This window comes from Verrucomicrobiota bacterium, from assembly GCA_019247695.1.
Classification (GTDB): domain Bacteria; phylum Verrucomicrobiota; class Verrucomicrobiia; order Chthoniobacterales; family JAFAMB01; genus JAFBAP01.
Map to the genome: position 1 here is coordinate 1 of JAFBAP010000036.1, position 22,796 is coordinate 22,796.

At 62.0% G+C, this 22,796-nt stretch carries 19 protein-coding genes; 15 read left to right on the forward strand and 4 right to left on the reverse strand.

Annotated elements, in window-relative coordinates; all coding sequences use genetic code 11:
- Window position 1: 1 nt before the first annotated feature.
- On the reverse strand, window positions 2–475 hold the full coding sequence (locus JO015_04055) for a hypothetical protein (protein MBV9998269.1): 474 nt from the start codon (window positions 473–475) through the stop codon (window positions 2–4).
- Window positions 476–1,210: 735 nt separating this feature from the next.
- Here JO015_04055 and JO015_04060 point away from each other — a divergent pair.
- The 8 genes from JO015_04060 to JO015_04095 all read left to right on the forward strand — a co-directional run bounded on the left by JO015_04060 (window position 1,211) and on the right by JO015_04095 (window position 11,642).
- Complete coding sequence (locus tag JO015_04060) at window positions 1,211–2,998, forward strand: thiamine pyrophosphate-requiring protein (protein MBV9998270.1); 1,788 nt, start codon at window positions 1,211–1,213, stop codon at window positions 2,996–2,998.
- 100 nt (window positions 2,999–3,098) lie between these two features.
- Complete coding sequence (locus JO015_04065; GenBank protein MBV9998271.1) at window positions 3,099–4,199, forward strand: mandelate racemase; 1,101 nt, start codon at window positions 3,099–3,101, stop codon at window positions 4,197–4,199.
- Between the two features lie 247 nt (window positions 4,200–4,446).
- Window positions 4,447–5,343 (forward strand): hypothetical protein, encoded by an 897-nt coding sequence (locus tag JO015_04070; protein MBV9998272.1) that lies wholly within the window; start codon window positions 4,447–4,449, stop codon window positions 5,341–5,343.
- A 29-nt stretch (window positions 5,344–5,372) separates the two neighbouring features.
- Window positions 5,373–6,116 (forward strand): gluconate 2-dehydrogenase subunit 3 family protein, encoded by a 744-nt coding sequence (locus JO015_04075; GenBank protein ID MBV9998273.1) that lies wholly within the window; start codon window positions 5,373–5,375, stop codon window positions 6,114–6,116.
- Between the two features lie 83 nt (window positions 6,117–6,199).
- Complete coding sequence (locus JO015_04080) at window positions 6,200–7,915, forward strand: GMC family oxidoreductase (protein ID MBV9998274.1); 1,716 nt, start codon at window positions 6,200–6,202, stop codon at window positions 7,913–7,915.
- 10 nt (window positions 7,916–7,925) lie between these two features.
- Window positions 7,926–9,809 (forward strand): glycoside hydrolase family 15 protein, encoded by a 1,884-nt coding sequence (locus JO015_04085; protein ID MBV9998275.1) that lies wholly within the window; start codon window positions 7,926–7,928, stop codon window positions 9,807–9,809.
- Window positions 9,799–10,821, forward strand: coding sequence for an SDR family oxidoreductase (locus tag JO015_04090; protein MBV9998276.1), 1,023 nt, complete (start codon window positions 9,799–9,801; stop codon window positions 10,819–10,821). Before JO015_04085 ends, JO015_04090 begins: the two co-directional genes overlap by 11 nt.
- A gap of 77 nt (window positions 10,822–10,898) precedes the next feature.
- Window positions 10,899–11,642, forward strand: coding sequence for a haloacid dehalogenase type II (locus tag JO015_04095; protein MBV9998277.1), 744 nt, complete (start codon window positions 10,899–10,901; stop codon window positions 11,640–11,642).
- 488 nt (window positions 11,643–12,130) lie between these two features.
- Here JO015_04095 and JO015_04100 read toward each other — a convergent pair whose 3' ends face one another.
- Entirely contained in the window at window positions 12,131–12,553 is a 423-nt protein-coding gene (locus tag JO015_04100) for a hypothetical protein (GenBank protein ID MBV9998278.1), read from the reverse strand.
- A gap of 294 nt (window positions 12,554–12,847) precedes the next feature.
- Entirely contained in the window at window positions 12,848–13,534 is a 687-nt protein-coding gene (locus JO015_04105) for a ThuA domain-containing protein (protein MBV9998279.1), read from the reverse strand.
- A gap of 299 nt (window positions 13,535–13,833) precedes the next feature.
- Here JO015_04105 and JO015_04110 point away from each other — a divergent pair, with 299 nt between their 5' ends.
- The 3 genes from JO015_04110 to JO015_04120 all read left to right on the forward strand — a co-directional run bounded on the left by JO015_04110 (window position 13,834) and on the right by JO015_04120 (window position 17,348).
- On the forward strand, window positions 13,834–15,045 hold the full coding sequence (locus JO015_04110) for an AGE family epimerase/isomerase (GenBank protein ID MBV9998280.1): 1,212 nt from the start codon (window positions 13,834–13,836) through the stop codon (window positions 15,043–15,045).
- A 157-nt stretch (window positions 15,046–15,202) separates the two neighbouring features.
- Window positions 15,203–15,730, forward strand: coding sequence for a hypothetical protein (locus JO015_04115; protein MBV9998281.1), 528 nt, complete (start codon window positions 15,203–15,205; stop codon window positions 15,728–15,730).
- Between the two features lie 394 nt (window positions 15,731–16,124).
- The gene (locus tag JO015_04120) at window positions 16,125–17,348 is read left to right on the forward strand and encodes a HAMP domain-containing histidine kinase (GenBank protein ID MBV9998282.1); all 1,224 of its coding nucleotides are present in this window, start codon (window positions 16,125–16,127) and stop codon (window positions 17,346–17,348) included.
- A 110-nt stretch (window positions 17,349–17,458) separates the two neighbouring features.
- On the opposite strand, the gene JO015_04125 is transcribed toward JO015_04120, so the two are convergent.
- Window positions 17,459–18,292 (reverse strand): SDR family oxidoreductase, encoded by an 834-nt coding sequence (locus tag JO015_04125; GenBank protein ID MBV9998283.1) that lies wholly within the window; start codon window positions 18,290–18,292, stop codon window positions 17,459–17,461.
- Window positions 18,293–18,521: 229 nt separating this feature from the next.
- Between JO015_04125 and JO015_04130 the strand changes: the two genes are divergently transcribed.
- The 4 genes from JO015_04130 (at window position 18,522) to repB (ending at window position 22,700) form a co-directional block, all read left to right on the forward strand.
- The gene (locus JO015_04130; GenBank protein MBV9998284.1) at window positions 18,522–19,310 is read left to right on the forward strand and encodes a hypothetical protein; all 789 of its coding nucleotides are present in this window, start codon (window positions 18,522–18,524) and stop codon (window positions 19,308–19,310) included.
- Between the two features lie 553 nt (window positions 19,311–19,863).
- The gene (locus tag JO015_04135; protein MBV9998285.1) at window positions 19,864–20,049 is read left to right on the forward strand and encodes a hypothetical protein; all 186 of its coding nucleotides are present in this window, start codon (window positions 19,864–19,866) and stop codon (window positions 20,047–20,049) included.
- A 424-nt stretch (window positions 20,050–20,473) separates the two neighbouring features.
- Window positions 20,474–21,631 carry a plasmid partitioning protein RepA gene (gene repA, locus JO015_04140; protein ID MBV9998286.1) on the forward strand — a complete coding sequence of 386 codons (1,158 nt, stop codon included), beginning with the start codon at window positions 20,474–20,476 and terminating at the stop codon, window positions 21,629–21,631.
- A gap of 7 nt (window positions 21,632–21,638) precedes the next feature.
- Window positions 21,639–22,700 carry a plasmid partitioning protein RepB gene (repB, locus tag JO015_04145; protein ID MBV9998287.1) on the forward strand — a complete coding sequence of 354 codons (1,062 nt, stop codon included), beginning with the start codon at window positions 21,639–21,641 and terminating at the stop codon, window positions 22,698–22,700.
- Window positions 22,701–22,796 lie beyond the last annotated feature (96 nt).

Below are 22,796 nucleotides of genomic sequence, written 5' to 3' on the forward strand. Positions count from 1 at the left end.
GTTAACGCGTCCCGCCGCGGGAGGCCTGCAGCCCGGCACCGAGCCGATCCGTCTCGACCGGGTGTTCCCGGTCCAGAAACACCTTTTGGATGCGATCGTCATAGGCCCATTGCCCATCACTGAAGCCCAGCCGCACTTTGTAATCGAAGATCCAGCGTTCCCGGCCAGGGTGAGGCGCAAAACGGATCAACAGCACCGCCTGAGCAAGGTCTTTCCGGGTGACCTTGCCCGGCGGCAACGCAAGCTTGAGATAATCCGACGGCCCCGGGTGCACGGTAAGCCTCGAACTGGCCACCAGACCCGCCGGCGGGCCAAGGGTGAGGCTTACCTCAGCCGCTACATCGGAGTTTTCGACGTCCCGGGGCGTAGTGAATTGGATCATTGCCTGAGTCAGGGTGGCGTTAGGGTCGAGATTCTGAGCCTGCGCGGTGTAACCGGCCGCCAGCAGGCATACCAATGCGATTAACGGTTTCATAGAGGTGCGTTTGAACGGGAATGTTACCCGGTCCAGACCGGACGCACGCGCGGTTAAAGGCGGTCGCATCCGGGAGCCGGTTTTACGGATCATATTTATGAGTTTTTCAGGTCGCGTTAAGTCCGCCGGCTCCACAACTCGGATTCGGCGCCGCTCGCGGAACACCCGGGACGATGCAGAATGCACGGCTTCAACCGCCGGCGCTCAGGCCGCGCAAAGGTCGGGACCTTATGCCGGAGCGCCGGCGCGTGGAGAAACGGTGACGACCAAAGTTAGATACGGTCAAAACACGCGCGGCCATGACTAACTTCTACCTGGCGACCGTACTATCGGTACCGGGATGGTGATGGAACAATCGGCGATGGCAGAATTACCTTTTTTCCGGCATCAGGAAGACACGCCGACAGAGGACCGCGGCCCGGGGAACGCTCAGCCTGATTAGCAGCCGACCGTTTTGCCGGGGGACCATCCTGCCGTATAGCCGCGCAATCTCGGGCTCGAGGTAGAAATGATTGTCGTATTGCGATACAAAATAAAGTATCCGGGCGGGTTTGGCAAGCGCAGATCCGTCGCTTGCACAATACAAAACTAACTATCGGACCGGCACCTTGCGGACGGCTGGAACACTCCTAACTTTCTACATGCACCGGCGCCTCAGACCGCGAACTTTTACCGCATCCACCAGAGCTTCGACCTGCGAATTTAAGTTGTCTCGTTCCGAACGCCAATAAGTCCATGAGCGATACCGCCAGTGATTTCTTGATCAAGCGGATTACCCAGTGGGGCATCCGCCGTATTTTCGGCTACCCCGGCGACGGCATCAACGGCATCGTCGGGGCCATTCAACGGGCCGGCGACGCCATTCACTACGTTCAGGTCAGGCACGAAGAGATGGCCGCCTTCATGGCCTGCGCTCACGCCAAGTTTACCGGTGAGGTTGGCGTCTGCCTGGCCACCTCGGGCCCGGGCGCCGTGCACCTGCTGAACGGGTTGTACGACGCCAAGCTTGACCACGCGCCGGTGGTCGCGATCGTGGGCCAGCAATCTCGCATGGCCCTGGGCGGCCATTACCAGCAGGAAGTCGACCTCATCTCCTTGTTCAAGGACGTGGCCCACGAATACGTTCACATGGCGTCTTCGCCGGTGCAGATACGCCAGCTGATCGACCGGGCCATCCGCATCGCCGCCGCTGAGCGGACCGTCACCTGCATCATCATTCCCACGGACGTGCAAGAAGCAGACGCGGTGCCCGAGCCGCCGCAGGTGCACGGCTCGGTTCACACCGGCGTGGGGTTCACGTCGCCGCGCATCGTGCCCAACGATTCGGAGCTGCGGCATGCGGCAGAGGTGCTCAACGCGGGCCAGCAGGTGGCCATGCTGGTCGGTGCGGGCGCGCTGCGCGCCACGGATGAGATCATCCAGGTCGCGGAATTGCTGGGCGCGGGCGTTTCCAAAGCCCTGCTGGGTCGCACGGCCATTCCCGATGCCTTGCCGTTCTGCTGCGGTGCCATCGGCCTGCTGGGCACCAAACCGAGCTGGGACATGATGCAGGACTGCGACACGCTGCTGATGGTCGGGTCGAGCTTCCCGTATTCGGAGTTTCTGCCCAAGCCGGGCCGCGCGCGCGGCGTGCAGATCGACATCGACGCGAAAATGCTCAGCCTGCGTTACCCGATGGAGGTCAACCTGGTGGGCGACAGCGCCGAGACGTTGCGGGCTTTAGTTCCCTTGCTGCAACGCAAAACGGACCGCAGCTGGCGCGAAAAGCTCGAAGAGGAGATCAAAGACTGGTGGAAGCTGATGGAGGCGCGGGCCATGCAGGGGGCAAATCCCATCAATCCGCAACGGGTTTTCTGGGAGTTATCGTCCCGGCTGCCGGACAATTGCATCCTCACGGCCGACTCCGGCTCGACGGCCAACTGGTTCGCTCGGGATTTGAAGTTCCGCCGGGGCATGATGGCCTCGCTCTCGGGCACGCTGGCCACCATGGGACCCGGGGTGCCGTATGCGATTGGGGCCAAATTCGCTTACCCGGAGCGGGTGGTGATTGCCTGCGTCGGGGATGGTGCGATGCTGATGAACGGGATCAACGAACTGGTCGACATCGCCGAGTACTGGCCGCAATGGAAGGATCCTCGCCTGATTGTGCTGGTACTGGCCAACCGGGATTTGAACCAGGTGACCTGGGAACAACGGGTAATGTCGGGCGATCCGAAGTTTAACGCCTCGCAGCAGGTTCCTGCCTTCCCGTTTGCAAAGTATGCCGAGGACATCGGTCTGATCGGTGTCAAGGTGGACAAACCCGACGACATCGGTCCGGCCTGGGACAAGGCCTTTGGGGCGTCGCGCCCGGTGGTGCTGGAGATGATCACGGACCCGGAGGTGCCGCCCTTGCCTCCGCACATCACGTTCAAGCAGGCCAAAAACTTCGCGATTTCCGTCCCGAAAGATTCCAATGCCGGGGACATCATCCGGGACACGGTCAAGGACGTGATGGCGGGCGTTCTGCCTCACAAGGAGTGAGGCGAAAGGAGTGAGGCGAGAAAAGGGTTTTGCGTTTCCCGGGGCCGGACGACGCGGCAAGCTTTTCGCGTCGCTCGCACCTCAAACGTAAAAACTTTGTATGAGCAAGGTGACCATTTCTGAAGTCACGCTGCGCTGGTTTGAGATCCCGACCGATCGGCCCGAGTCGGACGGGACGCTGGAGTGGACGCACACGGGGGTGGTTACGGTCCAGGTTAAGGCCGGGGAGACCACCGGCTTTGGCCTGACGTATGCCGGATTTTCCACGGCCCGGCTTATCCAGGAAAAGTTCGTCTCGCTTTTGCAGGGTCAGGACCCGATGGCCATCCCGGAATTGCACGCAAAACTCGGGCAATCAATCCGCAACATCGGGCGCGACGGCGTGGCCGCGACGGCCATTTCCGCTGTCGACCTGGCCCTTTGGGATCTGAAAGGAAAATTGCTGGGAATTTCACTCGCCGCTCTGCTGGGTGCCGCCCGTGATCAGGTGCCGATCTACGGCAGCGGCGGATTTACCTCCTATTCGACGGGGGAATTGCAGGAGCAACTCGGGGGTTGGGCGGCGGCCGGCATCCAATGGGTGAAGATGAAGGTTGGTCGCGAGCCGGATCGGGACCCGGAACGCGTCCGTGCCGCGCGGAGCGCGATCGGCGCCGGGACCGGCCTGTTCGTGGACGCCAATGGCGCCTACGACGTACGGCAGGCGGTGACGCTCGGGGAGAAATTCAATGACGACGCCAGGATAGTCTGGTTTGAGGAACCGGTCTCGTCGGACGACCTGGCCGGCATGCGGTTTGTGCGGGACCACCTTCCCGCCCCGGTTCAGGTCGCCGCCGGTGAGTACGGGTACGACCTGGATTATTTCCGTCGTTTTCTGGAGGTGGATGCCGTCGACGTGCTGCAGGCCGATATCACCCGCTGCGGGGGCGTGAGCGGATTTATGGCGATCGCGGGCCTGGCTGAAGCATTCCACAAACCGTTGTCGTCGCATTGTGCGCCCGCGTTGCACGTTGCGGTCGGTTGCGCCGCTCCGACGTTTCGCCACGTGGAGTATTTTCATGACCACGTCCGCATTGAACGGATGCTGTTCGCGAATGCGCCCGAACCCGTGGGCGGAAGTTTGGTGCCGGCCTGGGATGAGCCGGGCCTGGGCCTTCACCCGCAGTTGAAGGCGATTGAATTGCATGAAAAGAGTTTTTGAGCAACGGGCCCCCTTTCTGGAGCCGGACTGGCTGAACGGAGCGGCGCGTTGAGGTAAACGTGGTGGTTTTACATTTTGAAGGAGATAGATGGCAGGGACGCTTTCTCGACTTTTTCGTTCTACCCGCCGGGGGGCCGGGATCGCCGGAGCCGCCGGCCTTGCGAGAGCAACCAACTTGATCCCGCCGCTCCATGCGAGCGGTAAGAATGGCGTTTCGGGTACCTTCGAACGGACCGTTAAGAGCGCGTTGCGCGAGACAACCGCGGTCGACCGGCTTGTGCGTGAAGGGCGTTTCCAGCGAGCGTTATCGCTGGTTGCGGGGCTCTCCAGCATTCTGGCCGGGGTCGAGGTGGCTTGGGAACATTACAAAGGGAGTTACAGCCACCGTGTCATGTATACCCCCGTGCTGCTGAGCGGCGCGCTGGCGGGCGCGGGCGTGGCTACGGCGATCCGGCCGAGGGCTGCGAGGGCCGGCCTGCGAGCCGTGTCGCTGCTGACCATCATCGACGGCTTGATCGGGTTCGGTTTTCATATCCGCGGCGTGCAGCGCAAACCCGCCGGGTGGCGTTTACCGGTTACCAATATTATTATGGGCCCCCCGGTAACCGCGCCGCTGCTTTTCGCGGTCAGCGCTTACCTGGGTCTGATCGCGTCGTTCTTGCGCCCGGAGGAGTCGCCGGGTTCACCCCTGGCCGGGGTCAGGATTCCACCGTTGTCCCGTGCTTTCGGCGTCGTGCCTGAAGTACGCGCCGGCCGGTTCCAAAAGCATCTGGCTGTGGCGACCATCCTGAGCACCTTTTTCAGTGCGTTTGAAGCCCTTTACTCACACTACAAAAACCGGTTCCGGTACAAGGTCCAATGGACGCCGATCCTGCTTGCGCCCCTGTTGATGGGTTCTGCAGCCGCCGCCATCCCGTTCCGGTGGGCGGCGCGAACCGTGCTTCCATTCACCTCACTGCTGGCGATCCTGAACGGCACGATAGGATTTTTTTACCATCTCAAGGGCGTGGTTGAGCGGGCGGGCGGCGTAAAATTAAAACTCTATAATCTGATGTACGGACCACCGGTGTTTGCACCCCTGCTTTACTCAGCCTCCGGGTTCATCGGTTTACTGGCCAGCTTGATGCGGAGAGAACACGAGTGAAATACGGAGCAGATCCTACCACTGACCGGCTGCCGTTGGACGCCGAGACGCGCAAACCGTTGCAACCGCGAGTGCAACCGGGCTACTACCCGGACTACGACGTGATTTCCCAGCAGCGTTTCTGGGATGCGGCAACCCGGGAACTCGTTTTGAAGCGTTTGAATCCGGCGCCGCCGTTGCGGTTCTTCACCCCCGAGGAAGCGAAGTTGATGCAAGTGGTGTGCGATCACCTCCTGCCGCAGGACGATCGCGAACCGGGCCACCGCATCGAGATCGTGCCTAGCATCGACGAGCGCCTGTTCGCCAAGAAGGGGCCGGGTTACCGCTACGAAGACATGCCTCCCGATGACGAAGCGTACCGGTTGTTTTTGCAGGCGCTTGACTTAATGGCGCCGGCAAACTACGGCCGGCCCTTTTTAGAGCTTACCTGGCGGGAGCAGGAAGAGATTTTGCAGGCTCTCAACAAGAGCAGGCCGCCGGACGGTGCGGGTGAAATCTGGAAACGTTTGTCGCTGCCCAAAGTCTGGACGCTGCTGGTGGGCGATTGCATCACCGCTTACTACCAGCACCCCTGGAGCTGGAGTGAGATCGGTTTCGGCGGACCGGCCTACCCGCGGGCTTACATGCGGCTGGAGCGAGGCCAGCCTGAGCCTTGGGAGGTCGACGAGCAGCGCTACTCCTGGGAAGCGCCGCCGGACACCCTTTCCGACCTGGATGAGAGCAGTCACCATGACCATTACCCGCACCTGACGCATGGGGGGATTCACGATTGAGTAAACCATCAGGCAACCTGATCGGCTCCCCGCTGGGCGGGGCCTTTCAGCCTGCGGACCAGGGACGCCATCACCTCGGTCCAATGCAGAAGATCAGTCCCGCGATCCGGCGTTTCGCGCCCGGCGAGGAAGTCGATTACCTCATCGTCGGCGTCGGCTCGGCAGGGGGTGTGTTGCTGCAGCGGTTGGCCCGGGCCGGCTTCCGGGTCATCGGCCTGGAAGCCGGGCCATTCTGGGACACGGAAAAGGACTGGTACAGCGACGAAATTGGCGCGCAGAGGCTTTACTGGCAGGATTTGCGGATCACGGGCGGAACCGACCCGCTTGCCCTTGGGGCCAACAACAGCGGCAAAGGCGTCGGCGGCGGTTCGGTGCACTGGGCGGCCTTCACCCCGCGGCTGCACCCCTCTGATTTCCGGGTCCACAGCCTGGACGGGGTCGCGGTCGATTGGCCGATGCGCTATGAGGATCTGAAACCCTATTACGAACTGCTGGAACTGGAGATGCCGGTTTCCGGGCCGGCTTGGTTTCCCTGGGGCGACCCGCACGGTTACGCTTATGGACCGCACCCGCTGGGCGAAGTCGGCAACGTACTGGTGCGAGGTTGCACCAGGCTGGGCATCCGGGTGTGCGCCGGCGGGCCGGTGGCCATCAACGCCGGATCGCACGATGACCGGCCCCACTGCATTTACCGCGGGTTCTGCATCCAAGGGTGTAAGGTCGGCGCGAAAGCCAGCACCCTGATCACCCATGTTCCCGATGCATTGCGAAGTGGGGCCGAAATCCGCGACTACTCGATGGCCAGCCGGATTGCCCTCGGCCCGAACAACCGCGTCGACGGGGTCTTCTATTTTGACCGGGACGGCCGGGAGCAATTCCAAAAGGCCCGGGCCGTGATTGTGTGCGGCTACGCCATCGAGACACCGCGGCTGCTGCTGAATTCCGCCTGCCCCGAGTACCCGATGGGTTTGGCCAACTCGAGCGATACGGTCGGGCGTTACCTGATGGCCCAGGCCGGCAACGTCATCCTGGGGCGCTTCCCCGGCCTGGTACGGATGTACAAGGCGCCCCCCGCGCACGCGTTGACCGAAGAGTTTTATGAGACCGATCCCAAACGGGATTTTGCGCGGGGATTTGCGATCCAAACGGTGGGTCCCCTCCCGATCGCATTCGGCAAACAGATAATGGCCGCCATGGGGGCGTGGGGCTGGGGGTTGCGCCGCGTGATGATGGACTACAACCACTGGTGCGCACTGGCGCTGCTGGGCGAAATCCTGCCCTGGCACAGCAACCGCGTTACCCTGGCCAAGGAACGCGACCAGTTCGGTATCCCGGTCGCGTATGCGCACTTCAACCTCTATGACAACGACAAAAAGATGATCAAGTTCGGCCGGGAAAAGGTCATGGAAGTGATGAGCGCCGCCGGGGCCGAGCAGGTGGTGCAGGAGCAGCGTTACGCGCACCTGGTCGGGGCGGCGCGGATGGGGTCGGATCCGGCCACTTCGGTCGTCGACAAGTTCGGCCGGACTCACGACATCGCCAACTTATTCATCTGCGACGGGAGCGTCATGCCGACTCAGGGGTCAGCCAACCCGGGGCTGACGATTCAGGCGCTCGCCGCGCGGACCGCCGATTACCTGATCACCCAGGGCGAAAACGTTTTCCGGTCCGATCATCGGGACCTGACTGAACCGACGCCGCGGGTCGAACTCTCTCCACCGGGCACCTTTCGTAAAGGCATTCCGCGACCGGGGACGGGGTGGATCTTTCGACGCAGGGCGCTACAGGCCAAGGCGTAGCCGGTGGCGAATGAATCCCGCAGATCATCTACCGATTTCCTTCCCGCCCATTCACCGCCATGGCGTGATTGGTGACCGGCGCACGGGGGCGTTGGTGGCCGCGGACGGCACGATCAACTGGTTTTGCGTGCCGAACTTTGATGGTCCTCCGCTCTTCGGGATGGTGCTTGACCAGGAGGACGGCGGGTTTTGCCGATTCGGTCCGGCCAGGGCGGTCCTGGGCCGGCAGCGTTATCTGCCGGAAACCGCCGCCCTGGTGACGGCTTGGCGCGGGATCACGCGGGAAGACCGTACCCTGGAGTTGACGGACCTGATGGCTTGGCCGACGGGTGAGCGTCCCCACTCCGCACACGACCAGCGCGTCATCCTGCGACGGTTGCAGGCGCGGGAAGCGACGGCGGTACGTTTCGAAGTGCAACCGCGGTGGGAATTTCAGGGCCGGGCCCAAGACGTTCGGCTGGTTCCCGGGGGCGCCACGTTCAGCTTCCCCGCCGGCCAACTGGCCGTTTGGGCATCGTTTCCGATCCGGGTCGAAAGGGCTGCTGCGGTTGCCGACCTCGCCATGGGCACGGGCGATGAACTCTGGGCCGTGATCGGGTGGAATTCGCAGCCCGGCGACTGGTCGAAAGAGCGCGCCACGGAAGTGTTTGAAGCCGCGGTCCGCTACTGGCGTGACTGGAGCGCGGGCCTGAAGGTTGATGCGGCCGAGGCTCGTGCCGCCGCGCTACGCCGCTCGGCCATCACGGTCCACCTGCTCACCTGCGCGGAGCACGACTCGGCCGCAGCCGCCCTCACCACTTCCCTGCCCGAACGCATCGGCGGCGATCGCAATTACGACTACCGCTTTGCCTGGGTGCGCGATGCCTCCCTCTCCCTGGCCCTGCTGGCCCACCTGGGAAAAGTCGGCGAAGTGCAGTGTTACCTCGATTGGCTCTGTGATCTGGATTCGGGTACCGACGCGCCGTTGCAGGTTTGTTACCGGCTCGATGGGAACACCCGGCTCGTCGAACTGGAACTATCGGCCGTGCAAGGCTACGCGGACAGCCGGCCGGTGCGCTACGGCAATCGCGCCGTCAAGCAGCGCCAGCTTGGTTCGCTCGCCTTCTTTGCCGACTGCGCCAGCATCTACCTCGAGAATGACGGACCGTGGAAGGACAAACACTGGAAACTGCTGCGGCGCGCGGCCGACTACACCTGCACCCATTGGGATCTGCCCGAGAACGGCATTTGGGAACTTGGCGTGGAAGCCCACTACGTCGCAGGTAAGGTGATGAGCTGGGTGGTGCTCAAACGGGCCGAAGAAATCGCCCGGCGCACCGGTCGCGGCGAGCAGGGAGAACTGGCCCGCTGGCGTGCGGTTGCCGACACGATCCATGCCGAGGTTATGGACAAGGGGTGGAACGAAGACCGCAACTCCTTCGTCCAGCGTTATGGCTCCGACGCATTGGATGCGGCCGCGCTGCTCATTCCCCTGATGGAGTTTCTGCCGGCCGGCCATCCGCGCGTGACCGGCACCCTGGCAGCCATTGAACGGGAACTGGTCATCGACGGGTTGGTGTACCGCTTTGAGCCGAATGCGACGCTCGGCGGCGCCCAGTTGCCGGTAGGCAAGTTCGAGGGCGCCTTCCTGCCGGCGACGTTCTGGTTCGCCCACGCCTTGGCCAAAGCCGGCCGCGCAGACGAGGCGGAGGCGATCCTGATCCGGTGCGAAGCCATCGCGGGCGAGTTGGGTCTGTTTGCCGAAGCAGCTGACGCGCGCCGGCAGACGTTCCTGGGCAACACGCCGCTTTTATTCGCGCACGTCGAATACGTCCGCGCAGCCCGTGAGGTGGCCGAGGCCAAGGCGCGCGGCGGGATCAAAGATTCTGGCAAGGAGAAGACGCATGCACACTGACAAGACTCACAAGGCTCCAAGGGTAATTGTGGTCACGGGCGCGTCGGCCGGCCTGGGCCGCGCAATCGCGCAAGCCTTCGCCCGCAGCGAAGGCGCCCGGATCGGCCTGATCGCGCGTGGAAGAGACCGCCTGGAAGCTGCGAAACGCGACGTGGAAAAGCTGGGCGGCCGGGCACTGGTGCTGCCCGCAGATGTTGCCGATGCGGAGGCGATTGGAGCGGCGGCTGAGCAGGTGGAAGCCGAACTGGGCCCCATCGACGTGTGGGTCAATGATGCCATGACGGGCGTCTTTTCGCCGGTCAAAGAGATGACCGCCGCCGAGTTCAAACGCGTGACCGAGGTTACCTATCTCGGTTTCGTGAACGGCACGCTTGCCGCACTGAAACGGATGCTGCCGCGGGACCAGGGCTGCATCATTCAGGTCGGGAGCGCCCTGGCCTACCGCGGCATACCGTTGCAGGCAGCCTATTGCGCGAGCAAACATGCCATCCAGGGCTTCATGGATTCATTGCGCTGCGAATTGATCCACGACAAAAGCCGGGTCCGCGTCACGATGGTGCAAATGCCGGCGATGAACACCCCCCAGTTTGAGTGGGTCAAAAGCCGCCTGCCGAAGCGGGCCCAGCCGGTGCCGCCGATTTTCCAGCCCGAGGTGGCGGCCGAAGCGGTCGTGTACGCTTCGCACCATAACCGGCGAGAAATCTACGTCGGCATGCCGACGGTCAAGGCCATTATCGCCAACAAATTCTTTCCCGGCCTGCTGGACCATTACCTGGCCCGCACCGGCTACGAGGGCCAGCAAACCGATGAGCCGGAGGATCCGAACCGGCCGTACAACCTTTGCGAACCGGTACCCGGCGACTATGGCGCCCACGGGCGTTTTAGTGCACGGGCGCGCAATTTCAGCCCGCAACTCTGGACGGACCTCCACCGTGACGGGTTGGCGACGCTGGCGTTGATCGGGCTGGCGGCGTTAGGCGCGGCTGCGTTCATGAAGAAAAATGCCGATTAACCGATCAGCGCCAGCCATCGCCGCATGGATGGCTCATCCGCACCCGGGCACCTCGGGACCGAAGGAGGGCAAAGAGTATGCGACTTACGGATTTCAAAGTGCTGAGTTTCGACTGTTATGGCACCTTGATAGACTGGGAGACCGGAATCACCGAGGCGCTGCAGCCCCTTGTTGCCCGATCCGGACAGGCGTTGAGCCGCGATGAAGTGCTCGAGGCGTTTGCCCGTCACGAGGCCGCACAGCAGGCGGCGACGCCCGCCATGATCTATTCAAAGCTCCTGGGCGCGGTGCACTCTCGCCTTGCCCTTGACTGGGGCATAGAGCCAGACGCCGAAGAAAGCGAGGCGTTCGGACGCTCGGTTCCCCGTTGGCCCGAGTTCGCCGATTCGCCGGCCGCACTTCACTACCTGAAGCAACATTATAAGCTGGTCATCCTTTCCAACGTGGATCGTGAAAGCTTCATAGGCAGCAACGCGCGACTGCAGGTAGAGTTCGACTATGTCTTTACGGCTCAGGACATCGGCTCCTATAAGCCGGACCCGCACAATTTTGAATACCTGATCGAGAACCTTAGGCTTGCCGGGTACGAAAAGCACGAGATCCTGCACACCGCCGAGAGCCTCTTCCATGATCATCTCCCGGCGAACAAAGCAGGGCTTGCCTCCGCCTGGATTTATCGGCGCCACGCCCAGGCAGGCTTTGGCGCGACGCATCCACCGGAGAAAATTCCCAACTACGACTTCCGGTTTCAGAGCCTGGGAGAGATGGCCAAAGCGCACCGGGAAGCGCTGCGTTCGGGCCGTGAGCGGCCGGCGGGATGAACTAGTTTTTCGACCCGCGAGGACTGATGGACCGATCACTTCCCGGAAGCCGCCCCGGCGTAACGTTGCGAGCAAAACCGATTGGATCAGTTGTCAAAGGTGTCGGCATTAATTGGCCTGGAGGGGCGGCAGAACGCGTTGCCGGCGGGTTCTGCCGCCCCTTCAGCAAATCCAACCCGGCGGGGCGGGCGTTTGTCAGGATGGGCGTACGGCCGTGACGCCTTAGGAGGGCTCGATCGTGATTTGACGGTTACCCAGGGTAAAACCCTGGGCTAAGTTCCTTTGGCCCTTCAGGCCATCAACCCGTCTGCCGGCCCGGTAGGCCTAAGGCCGATTCACCCGGCTACGGAGCATCCTCCGGTGGCGACACCCCCCTCCAGCCGGCATTCTACCGGGATAACTATCTGAATGGAATTAACGGCAGCAACGTTGAAAAATGACCCACTCGTGGCGCCCGTACATGGCTCCGTCATCACTTACGGACAAGATCATATCAGTTTCGGTAACGGCATAGCGAAGACGACCATATCAATCGTCACCCTGGGATGCTGACTTTTGTATTGATCCCGATGACTCGCAAAAAACTCGACGCCATTACTTTTGCTGGAAAACTCATTGATCTGCCTCCAGCCGATTTCCGGGATGTGAATCCAATCACCTTGCCGTAAGTGTAAAGCGCGGCGGATATTTTTACCTATTCCGACGCCATAGTTGGGATCGAGCCGGTTGCCTTTGGGACCGTATCTGGAGGTGTGACCTTCCCATGGGTACTGTTCGAATACTTTGTAATTTTTACCGGAGGAAACAACTTTTACAGGTAATCCTTTTACTACTAAATCGGCGACAACGTCCGCCCTCAGCGTGCAGGCTAATGCAAAGCTAATAAAGAGTAGAATTAAAGGCGTCTTCATTGGTGAACGATGCTACATGCTACATAATATCCCGTGATGCCGCGCAATTCCAGCGTGGCGGCGCAGACTTTTGCCACCTATCACTTCGCCAAGCGCGGATCGAACTCGAACGGCTGCGGGTCGCCGATGGTTAATCGCCGGAAGTCCGGGTGCAACGGGTTAAAAAGGTGATCATTTTCCACCGGCACGACGGCGCTCGGTACCTCGAGCGTTACCGAGGTTTGCGCGGCAGCGAGTCAAATCTGACCGTGCCAGGGCGGCACCCGGCCTCAGCGGCTGTCGATAGCCCGTCCCCTATCCTTGCGAAACGTCTCGAGTTCCCCCATCAACCGCCGTACCATTCCGAGCCGCCCAGAGCATCCCGCGCAGGATCAAAGTTCGCATCGGCGTAACCCCAAATTCCGCCGCGACGTGACCGAGTGAGCAGTAGAACACCTTGCCCGCTCCGTAACGGCGCTTCCAGACGACGGGCATGACCGCCCCTTTTATCCAGGGACAATACTCACCCCCAAACGTCGTGGTCGCCAGCACCTCGTTGCTGGGGTCGACGTGCATGTAATACTGCTCGGAGTGGTAGTCGAAATCCTCGATCCCGCGCGTAATCGGGTCATCGTGGCGGATGATGTTCACCCTGTAATCGATGATGTTGCCCGGATGGGCCACCCATTGGCCCCCGACCACAAACTGGTAGGCAGGCTCGGTGCGGAAACTGTCGCCCATACCGCCATGAAAGCCGGCCAACCCGGTCCCACGCTCAATGGTGGCGATCAGGTTCTGGCAGGCGTCGCGCGCAATGGTTGACTGAGTGATCATCGGCACGATCAGGTCGAAGCGCCCCAGAGCGGACTCGCCAAAGGCGGCCGTTGAATCGGCCACCCGGACGTCGAACCCTTCTGTGGTGAGCAGACCTGCAACCACGTCAGCGCATTGCTTGGGCTCATGGCCCTCCCAACCGCCCCACACGATTAAAGCTTGTTTCAATTTGGGTCTCCTAAAAGCGAGATTGGATGCAAAGGTCGGGGCCGTCCCCCCGGGGATTCGATTTTGACCGGCTCACCCGTCGAGCCGCCCTTCACAAATGCTGGAATTAACGCCCGGATCAACCGATTGCAAATGAACTCTGCGGGACCGCACCGGCCCCAAACGCATCCGCCCTTTGGACGCCGTATCGCGGGGCCAGGCCGCAAAGCAAGCCCGGCGGCGCGCCGTCGATTCCGGCGCTTTTTACTTGCGCGGCCTAAACACGCACCGAAAATTGCTTCGAACAACGCAGGGACCCTATGTCCGCGACCTCACCCGACTTTCGTAGCCGCGATTTTCTGTTGGGCCACGCTCGGCAGATCATGTCTTTCTACCATCCCCGTGCAATCGACCCGCAAGGAGGCTTCTACCACTTCTTCAAAGATGACGGTACTATCTACGACGCGGTCACCCGGCACCTGGTAAGCAGCACGCGCTTCGTGTTCACGTATTGCGAAGCCTATCTGCATTTTCAGGAGCCGGAATACCGCGCCGGGGTGAAACACGGCATGGACTTCCTGCGAAACGTTCATCGAAATCCCGCCACCGGGGGTTATGCCTGGATACTGAAATTCCGTGATGGCATCGCCGAGGTTCAGGACGACACTAACCATTGTTACGGGCTCGCTTTTGTCCTGCTGGCCTACTCCTGCGCGCTTAAGGCAGGCTTCAGTGAAGCAAAAGACTATCTGAAAGAAACGTTCGACGTGATGGAGCGGCGCTTTTGGTCGGACGAGCACGGCCTCTATGCCGATGAGGCGACCGGCGATTGGCAGACCCTGTTCCCGTACCGGGGTCAGAATGCCAACATGCATAGCTGTGAGGCGTTGATCGCTGCATATGAAGCGACCGGCGAGGGCGAATACCTGCAACGCGCCGTCCTGATCGCGCGCAACATCACGGTACGTCAGGCCCGGCTCGCGGATGGACTCATCTGGGAACACTATCGTCCTGATTGGTCGGTCGATTGGGAGTACAATCGCGGTGACCGCACCAACATTTTCCGTCCCTGGGGTTTCCAGCCTGGACACCTGACCGAATGGGCGAAGCTGCTGACGATACTCGCGCGCTACCAGGATCAACTGGGAGGTGATACCAACTGGATGACGATTCGCGCTGCGGATCTGTTTTCGATCGCGCTGGCGAGAGCGTGGGATCATGACTTTGGCGGTATCTATTACGGTTTCGCCCCCGACGGCACCACCTACGATAGCGACAAGTATTTCTGGGTGCAGGCCGAGTCGCTGGCCGCCGCAGCGCTGCTCGCCGCGCACACCAAGGATGCATCTTACTGGGACTGGTACGAAAGGATCTGGGGATACAGCTGGCGCCATTTCGTGGATCACCGGTACGGCGCCTGGTACCGAATCCTCACCCGGGACAATCGTCAATACAGCAACGAGAAAAGCCCGGCCGGCAAGGTGGATTATCACACGATGGGCGCCTGCTACGAGGTACTGAAGGTTCTGTGACGACCAATAAACGGCGACGGGTACGCAAGGGTGGTGACCTGCCGCTCGCCCGGCGCTTTGTGCGTTGCGTTACCGGAAAAGCCGGCGAACCGAAAAAACGGTTATAGACTGTTATCTGATCGTAGAGTCCCATCTGTCCAGGGTACGCTTGATAGCGATGTGGAAAGCCGTCTTGTTTCTCTCGATTTGCGGTCTGGTATCGGCGTGTGCAGCGCCGGCGGTCGAGGCCCTGTTGGTTGTCACCCTTTCCACCCGAGCCGCCAGTCCGGTGGCGTCGAGCGAGGATCAGGTTTCGCCGCCTGATACGGCGTTAATCCCCTTGGGCAGAACGATGTTTCGACTGACCTCGCACTCGCAAGATCTGGAGGCCGGCCTGGACGGCGTCCGGGGCCAGCAAATCATCGTACGTTTCACGGCTGTGGTGTTGCCGCCCGGATTCTGCGCAGTCGCCAATTACGAGGCATTCGGCCTGGCCAAACCGGAACCGGGTCGCCCGTTCGGGGCGGGATCCACGCTTCAGGCGAATCCGGCGGGTTTTTCAGTTGAACCGGGTAAACAGGTGACGCGAATGATTTCAGCAGATACCGGGTCAGGCGCGGTTGTCTACAGGCTGGAGTTCAGCGTTTTGAAAGTGTTCGGCGCCAGGTCCGGGCCGGTCAAGCCCCGTCTCTTCGAGGGCTGGTAGCGGAAGGAGTTCGGAGTTTGGGGTTCGGAGTTCGGAGGCGTCGTAGAACCAGGTCCGATCTCCCCCGAGGGTCAGGCGTACCCGGCGGGAAGACGGAATCATCCGCAGAACACGCAGAAGAACACAGAAAAGAGAAAACATCCACAGATTACACAGATTGACACAGATTAAGGGGATCTGGCGACAACTCAAAGGTTGACACTCGCACCCGCTCCCCATGCTGCAGCTCCGAACTCCGAACCCCGAGCGCCGAACTCTTCCTCTCTCCGCTGCGGCCGCCGTGTGACCGTGTGACCGAACCCCGAACAAAAGTCCTCCCTTTCCGTCTCAAAAACGCTTATAAGGACCGCCGGAGCGCCGCGCTCCCGCAAGGAAAAATCCGGTCGCGCAAAGCATGGAACCCGACGAAGCTTTCTGTATCGAACTGGCCAGCCGTTTGGAGTCGCACCGAGCTGCCCTTGTTCGACAAATCCTGTCCGGCATCCGCGAAAGCCCGGAATTGGCGACGGCCCGGCGGCTGAGGACACCGCAACTGCGCGATCACCTTCCCGCTCTCCTGGACCGTTTGGCAACGTCTCTGAGGGGTGCGCCCCGGGTGAGGGCCCGGCTCCCGTCCGGCTCAGCGGCTGATGAGCACGGCCACGCCCGTTGGACGCAGGATTACCGCCTGCATGAACTGGTGCGCGAGCTGGGGGTTGTGGAATGCATCGTCCTGCGTGAGGGCCTGGACGTTTTGGTGGCTGAAGGTAAGGCGCCAAGTACCCGGGCGATCGTTGCGGCTCGCGAGGGGGTCCGGTGGTTTTTCGAAGATGCCGTGGCCGCCTCGGCGGAGCGCTTCGTTCAGGAAGCGAGCCATGCCAGGGATGAAGCGGAGCAGCGCCTGCACGAGTTGGACACCTCGCGCCTGACCATGCTGCGGACCGTGACGCATGAACTGCGCGGCATTTTGCAGACCCTGACCTTAGCCATTGAATCCGTGATTGGAGAAGGGAACGATTCCGACCGCGCACGCGTGCGAGAGGTTTGCCGCCGGAACCTGGCCGACATGGGAGCCCTTTTACAGGAACTGACGGACTACCAGGTTCTGCTCGCCGGCCAGGTGCGGCTGGAAATCGAGAGTTTTTCCGTAGCCGACTTTGCGGCCACGGTTGCCGATGCGTTCAGCCCGCTGGCCCGCGCGAGCGCTGTCGATTTCCAAGTGGACGCGGACGTTGGGCTGGAGACGGTAAGCTCCGACCCGCGCCGGTTGCGCCAGATCGTGGCTAACCTCATCGTCAACGCACTCAAGTACCGCCGGCCGAACGGCGCCAATGCGTGGGTCCGCGTTACCTTTGAATCGATCATCGAAAACCAATGGCGAATCGCGATCGATGACAACGGCGTCGGGATTGCGCCGGAGAACCTGGAACGCATCTTTGACGAGTTCCAGCAGGTCGCCGCATCCCGCGACGGCGCTTCGGGAATCGGCTTGGGTCTGACGATCACGCGGCATCTGGTCCAGCTCCTCGGGGGCGAAATCCGGGTCGCCTCAACGCTCGGCGAAGGCAGCCGGTTCGAGGTGATCCTGCCACGGCAGTTCCCGGACGCTCCACCCCACGAGTTGCCGCCCCCAGCGTAGCATCAGCCGCACTTGCCCGGCGCTCCCCTCGCAGCAGGTGCGGAGCAATTTTCCACGCGCAGGCAGGCCGTGCGCGGCACGAATTCCGCGCTCACCTGCGGCGGGACAAGTCAGCGCTCAGCCGCTTTGGATTCCATGTCTCCCCGATCGCGCTTTTGTTTCTCCGGCGGCGCATCATCCGTCAACATTTCGTTCAACTTGGCTTGCGCCGATTCAGGCAGAAACCGCCGGGCAAAGACCAATGCTTTGTTGGAGAGGCCCGGAACGATCACCCGGTCTCCGGACATCAACGCCTTGTAGGCCGTTTCCGCCACGTCTTGAGGCGCCATCAATTGGGCCTCTTGAAAGGCGCGGGTTCCCATCATGTCCGCCTTGGTAAAAAAATCGGTGTCGGTCGGCCCGGGGCAAAGCGCCGTCAACGTCACGCCGGTGTCTTTCAGTTCGGTGGCAAGCGATTCGCTGTAGGAAAGCACAAAGGCCTTTGTCGCAGCGTAGATGGCGTAACCAGGGCCGGGCTCAAAGCCGGCGACCGAAGCGGTGTTCAGAATGCGCCCGTGCCCCCGTTCCACCATCGGAGGCAAGAACATCTTTGTCAGCCGGAGAACCGCTTCCACGTTCAGCCGGACCATGGAAAGATCTTCTTCTAAAGGGATCTCCCAGGCTTTGCCCTTCTTGCCGTGCCCGGCGTTGTTGACCAGGATGTCGACGGCCCTATCCCCTACCCCCTGTCGAATCGCTGTTTCCGAATCAGCTTCCCGCAGGTCTGTCGCAATGACCCGAACGTCAACGTTATGCGAACCCCTCAGGTCCGACGCCACTGCCTGCAGTTCAGCTTCCACGGGCGCAACCAGCACCAAGGGGTGCCCGTGCCTGGCGAATTCTTTGGCCAAGTGCAGGCCGATTCCGCTGGAAGCTCCCGTAATCAGGGTGGTTTCTTTGCTCATGTTTGTTTCGTTTCCTTCAAAACCTGTAAGCCAGTAAGGCCAGTACCCGTGACAACGTGGTGTCGCCCTGACCTTTCATTATAATCGATCCTGCAGCCGGTCCCGGCTGCCTTCCCCGGCGTCTTGGCCGTCGGCGCTGAGAAGCGGGCGGCGGCAGGCGGCCCCGACGAAAACGTTTCCGGTGGCGCCGCTTCACCTGAAGACGGGCAAATGTTGCGGGCTTAACAAAATGCCGCATCTTGACAGCCGGATTACCTTGGACGTCATGGATCCCACCCCAGCATACCACGACGGGTCTTGGGCGCAAGTCATTGCCACGCAGGCAGTTGAGACGCCGCTGAAACCCGCGCTCATGGCCTGCCTGAGCGGTGGCGAATCGGCCCGCTGGACGCTGGCGGAATTGGCGGACCGGTTGCGCGGCTTGGCGGTGCCTTTTACCGAGCCGGCACTTTTGGGGTCCCTCCTGGAATTACAGGCCGAGCTGAATGCGGCGTCATGGGCGCCCTGGCGTTTGGTTGAGCGCGGCAAGGAGTGGATCCTGGTGCCGAAGGCGGAAATTTACGGGTTATTGCTGGGAATCCGGGCGGTGCCCGTCTCCCCGGACGCGCCGCCGTTGAGCGATGACGAAAAAGCGGTCCTTGTGGTCGTGCTGGGCTACCGCCGGCACGGGGGCGTCTCCAGAACGCGCGTCTCGGAAATCCTGCGCCTGGACCCGGCCGGAGCGCTGGAGCGCCTTAGCGCCGCAGGCCTGATCGGAACGGAGAAGTCGGGCGAACGCGTCCGCTGGGTGCCACGGGAGGAAACCTTGTTACGCCTGGGCTACCGGACATTCAGTGAGATTGCCGCGCTTCGTCCGCTCGAAGAATGGTTTGAGGCCCAGGAGAAAGCGTCGGCGATACCGGTTGATCCGGCGTTGGAACGGTCGGAACGGGCGCGCCGGCGCTGGTCAGCAAGGGAAGCGGAACGTCGGGCCAGCACTCCACGGCGTCAAAAGCCGTCCGGACCAAGGCAGGCGTAAGCGGCAGCGGACCGAAGCGACTCAGGCCTCCGGGCCAGGGAACCGGCTCTCTATTTTCAGCCAGACAAAGGGCGATGGCATCCATCAGCAGGACGTGCGCCCGCGGGCCAGCCATCACTCCCCCGCCCCGACCGGGAAACAGCCACGGCGAACTCGCCCATTGCGGAGGCCGCGGGACGGCGCGACGCGGGGTCTCACGAGCCAACCGATCGCGCCACGCCGCCCAGAGCCGCAGCGCGTCCGCAAACTCCGCCACGGTAACTTGTTCGTCCCAGAGGTATACGCCCTGCCCTTCCATGCGGAGGCATTCTCGGGGCCAAGTCCGTGGATTCGATTGCTTGGGAGCCGCACACAGGGCGGCCAGCAAGGCGAGGTTCCGCCGGTGCCGCAACGTCGGGATACGCAGGCGGCGTGTGGTTTCGCCCAATCCGCGGACGATCCTCGTCTTCAGCCAGGAGAGATCGATTCGGGTCACGGGATACCCTCGGGCCAGAAAGCTCAGGAAACGCTCGAGCCGTCGCGGGCGCGGTTGATTTTCCGTCCAGGTCGCGTGATGAAGCATGAGGAAAATGGTTCCTGGCGGGGTTTCCGCCGTCACGTCGGGCGCGAGGTACCGGAGGGCCTGTTTGGCCGCGGCGACGTACACGCGCCGGGTAACGGCTGCATAACCGTCCGGCAGGGACGCCTCGAATTCGTGTACGAGCGCCTCCAGGTGAGGCGCCAACCGGGAGCGGGCTGACGTTCCGGCTGGTTTATCGCTCGTCATCATTCCGGCGCGTGCCGTTCACCACGCCGGCCTTTCCGGGGCGGCGCCGGTGGATAACATCTGACGGCTGGGCGCTCGCCTTTGAGATAACCGGGCGGGTTGACAGCTGTCAACGGTCCGCGACGGGCCGGAGGGCTGAGGACGGCACGGGTTCGAGGCGGCTTGCATTGCATCGCAACGTACTGAATCTGGCGCGGGGGGTTCGGACCTGGGGCCGCGCCCTGTGTCGTTGACAGCTGTCAACCGCCGTCGTCGTGCCGCAGGTTCGAGGCGGGTATGAATCCGCCGGTCCGCTAACGTTTTGATTGCGCAGTTGCGACGAAAGCCGTTATAAACCCCAAAAATCGTGACTACACCCCTCAAAAAAGCGGCGCACCCCGGCTACATCGATGCCCTCATCAAAGCCGACGCGCGCACCTTAAGCACCCAACTGCAGGCCCTGCGCCAACGGTTTTTCGCGCCGGCCGCCGAAAAAGCCCTGAGACGGTTTACCAGCGGCGAAGCCGCGCGCCTGATCGGCGTCTCCGATTCCTACCTGCGCCAGATCTCGCTGGCCGGCGAGGGGCCGCAACCCGAGACCGGGGTGGGGGGACGCCGGCTCTACACGCTGGAGCAGATCAACCAGCTCAGAAAGCATCTGGCCGGCTTGAACCCCGGCGCCAAGGAGCGCGTCTACCTGCCGCATCGTACCGCAACCGAACATTTTCAGGTCATCGCGGTCACCAATTTCAAAGGCGGCTCCGGCAAGACCACGACCAGCGTGCACCTGGCTCAATACCTGGCCCTGCACGGGTATCGCGTTCTCGCCGTTGACCTCGACCCGCAAGCCAGCCTTTCGGCCCTCCTCGGTTTTCAGCCGGAATTTGATGTGCAAGCCAATGAAACCTTGTACGGGGCGATCCGGTACGACGATGAACGGCGTCCCCTGCGCGAGATCATTCGTCCGACCTACTTTCGCGGCCTTGACGTTATCCCGGCCAACCTGGAGCTGCATGAATTTGAGCATACGACCCCGAAGGCCCTCGCCGAAGGCGGGGTGGGAGAGTTCTTTTTCGCACGGGTCGGGACGGCTCTGGACACGGCTGAAGACGCGTATGACGTCGCGATCATCGATTGTCCGCCCCAGCTGGGGTTTCTCACGCTGGGAGCCTTGTGCGCCGCCACCTCGGTCCTGATCACCGTTCATCCCCAGATGCTGGACGTTGCCAGCATGAGCCAGTTCCTCCTCATGACCTCGGATTTGCTTACCGTGGTGGGAGAGGCCGGGGGTGATTTGAAGTTCGATTTTCTGCGTTACCTGGTAACTCGCTATGAACCGAATGATGGGCCGCAAACCCAGATTGTGGCGTTCCTGCGTTCGTTGTTCGGCGAACGGGTGTTGACCCCGATGATGCTGAAATCGACCGCCGTTTCCGACGCCGGCCTCACCAAGCAAACGCTCTACGAAGTCGGCCGCGAAAACTTTTCCCGGGGCACCTATGACCGGGCGCTTGAGGCTTTGGACGCCGTCAACGGAGAAATCGAAACCTTGATCAAGCAAGCCTGGGGCCGTTAAACGCAAGATGAATCGTAAAGAAACTCTCCGCGCCCTGCTTAACCCGCAGGCCGGGGCCCGTTCACCCGAACCTTCTCCGGCGGCGGCGGAAACACCGGACGCTTCCGGCGTCCCGGCGCAAGAAGCCGTGGAGCAGCCGCGACGGACCGGTTCCGGCGCTGTGCGGAGCATGGGGCTGACGCTCCAGAAGCTCTCTGCGGAAGCCGAGAACGCGCGGGCACTCCGGGCGCAACTGGCTCAGGGCGCAAGCGTGGTCGAACTCGATCCTGAGCTTATCGAACCTTCTTTCGTTTCAGACCGTTTCTCGCGGGACGAAGATGAACTCTTCATGGCTCTGGTCGAGAGCATCCGGACGCATGGGCAGCAAGTGCCGGTTCTGCTGCGTCCGTGCCCCGGCAAGCCCGGACGTTACCAGGTTGCTTACGGCCACCGGAGAATTCAGGCGGCGAGGCGTTTGGGACAAAAGGTTCGCGCGTTGATCCGCGAGCTGAGTGACGTTGAACTGGTTATCGCCCAGGGAAAGGAAAACAGCGAGCGCAAGGACCTCAGTTTCATCGAGCGCGCGGTTTTTGCGCGTCACCTGGAGGAGAGGGGGTTTGACCGGGCAACCATCATTGCAGCGCTGGCCGTGGATAAGGCGGAGGTCGCACGATTTTTGTCCGTTGCGCATTCGGTTCCGGCGGAACTGGTCCTTGCGATCGGACCGGCGCCCAAGGCGGGCCGGCCCCGCTGGCTGGCCCTTGCCCGTTTGCTCAGCGCCGCGCCGTCCAACGAGAAAATTGTTGACCAGTACCTGGATGACCCCGCGCTAAAGCAGATGGACACCGACGGCCGGTTTATGAAGTTGTTAACCCTGCTATCGTCGCGCAACCGCTTGGGACGCACGACTCCCTCCGTCTGGAGAGATTCAGCCGGACGTCCGATCGTAAGGGTCGAACCCGGAGCGCGGAAGACCACCCTTACGATCGACGAGAAGCTCGCACCGGCCTTCGGAGCTTTCATCACGTCAAAGCTGGACGATCTTTACCGGGCGTTTGGCGAACAACGTGGCTGCGGCGAGTCTGAGTAGCGAGCCATGGGCCCCGGTATGAGTTTGAAGCCGCGTCTGGTTTCACGCCGGTCCAACCGGTCCGAATCGCGGATCAGACCAAGCCGTTCGCGCTCG

Excerpts from the sequence above, each read along its gene's own strand:
- JO015_04110 (MBV9998280.1), top strand. The coding sequence starts at position 13,834 with ATGTCCGCGACCTCACCCGACTTTCGTAGCCGCGATTTTCTGTTGGGC.
- JO015_04060 (MBV9998270.1), top strand. The coding sequence starts at position 1,211 with ATGAGCGATACCGCCAGTGATTTCTTGATCAAGCGGATTACCCAGTGG.
- JO015_04125 (MBV9998283.1), bottom strand. The coding sequence starts at position 18,292 with ATGAGCAAAGAAACCACCCTGATTACGGGAGCTTCCAGCGGAATCGGC.
- JO015_04100 (MBV9998278.1), bottom strand. The coding sequence starts at position 12,553 with ATGAAGACGCCTTTAATTCTACTCTTTATTAGCTTTGCATTAGCCTGC.
- JO015_04085 (MBV9998275.1), top strand. The coding sequence starts at position 7,926 with ATGAATCCCGCAGATCATCTACCGATTTCCTTCCCGCCCATTCACCGC.
- JO015_04130 (MBV9998284.1), top strand. The coding sequence starts at position 18,522 with ATGCCGCATCTTGACAGCCGGATTACCTTGGACGTCATGGATCCCACC.
- JO015_04065 (MBV9998271.1), top strand. The coding sequence starts at position 3,099 with ATGAGCAAGGTGACCATTTCTGAAGTCACGCTGCGCTGGTTTGAGATC.
- JO015_04120 (MBV9998282.1), top strand. The coding sequence starts at position 16,125 with ATGGAACCCGACGAAGCTTTCTGTATCGAACTGGCCAGCCGTTTGGAG.
- repB (MBV9998287.1), top strand. The coding sequence starts at position 21,639 with ATGAATCGTAAAGAAACTCTCCGCGCCCTGCTTAACCCGCAGGCCGGG.
- JO015_04055 (MBV9998269.1), bottom strand. The coding sequence starts at position 475 with ATGAAACCGTTAATCGCATTGGTATGCCTGCTGGCGGCCGGTTACACC.
- JO015_04095 (MBV9998277.1), top strand. The coding sequence starts at position 10,899 with ATGCGACTTACGGATTTCAAAGTGCTGAGTTTCGACTGTTATGGCACC.
- JO015_04115 (MBV9998281.1), top strand. The coding sequence starts at position 15,203 with ATGTGGAAAGCCGTCTTGTTTCTCTCGATTTGCGGTCTGGTATCGGCG.
- JO015_04135 (MBV9998285.1), top strand. The coding sequence starts at position 19,864 with ATGAAGCATGAGGAAAATGGTTCCTGGCGGGGTTTCCGCCGTCACGTC.
- JO015_04090 (MBV9998276.1), top strand. The coding sequence starts at position 9,799 with ATGCACACTGACAAGACTCACAAGGCTCCAAGGGTAATTGTGGTCACG.
- JO015_04080 (MBV9998274.1), top strand. The coding sequence starts at position 6,200 with ATGCAGAAGATCAGTCCCGCGATCCGGCGTTTCGCGCCCGGCGAGGAA.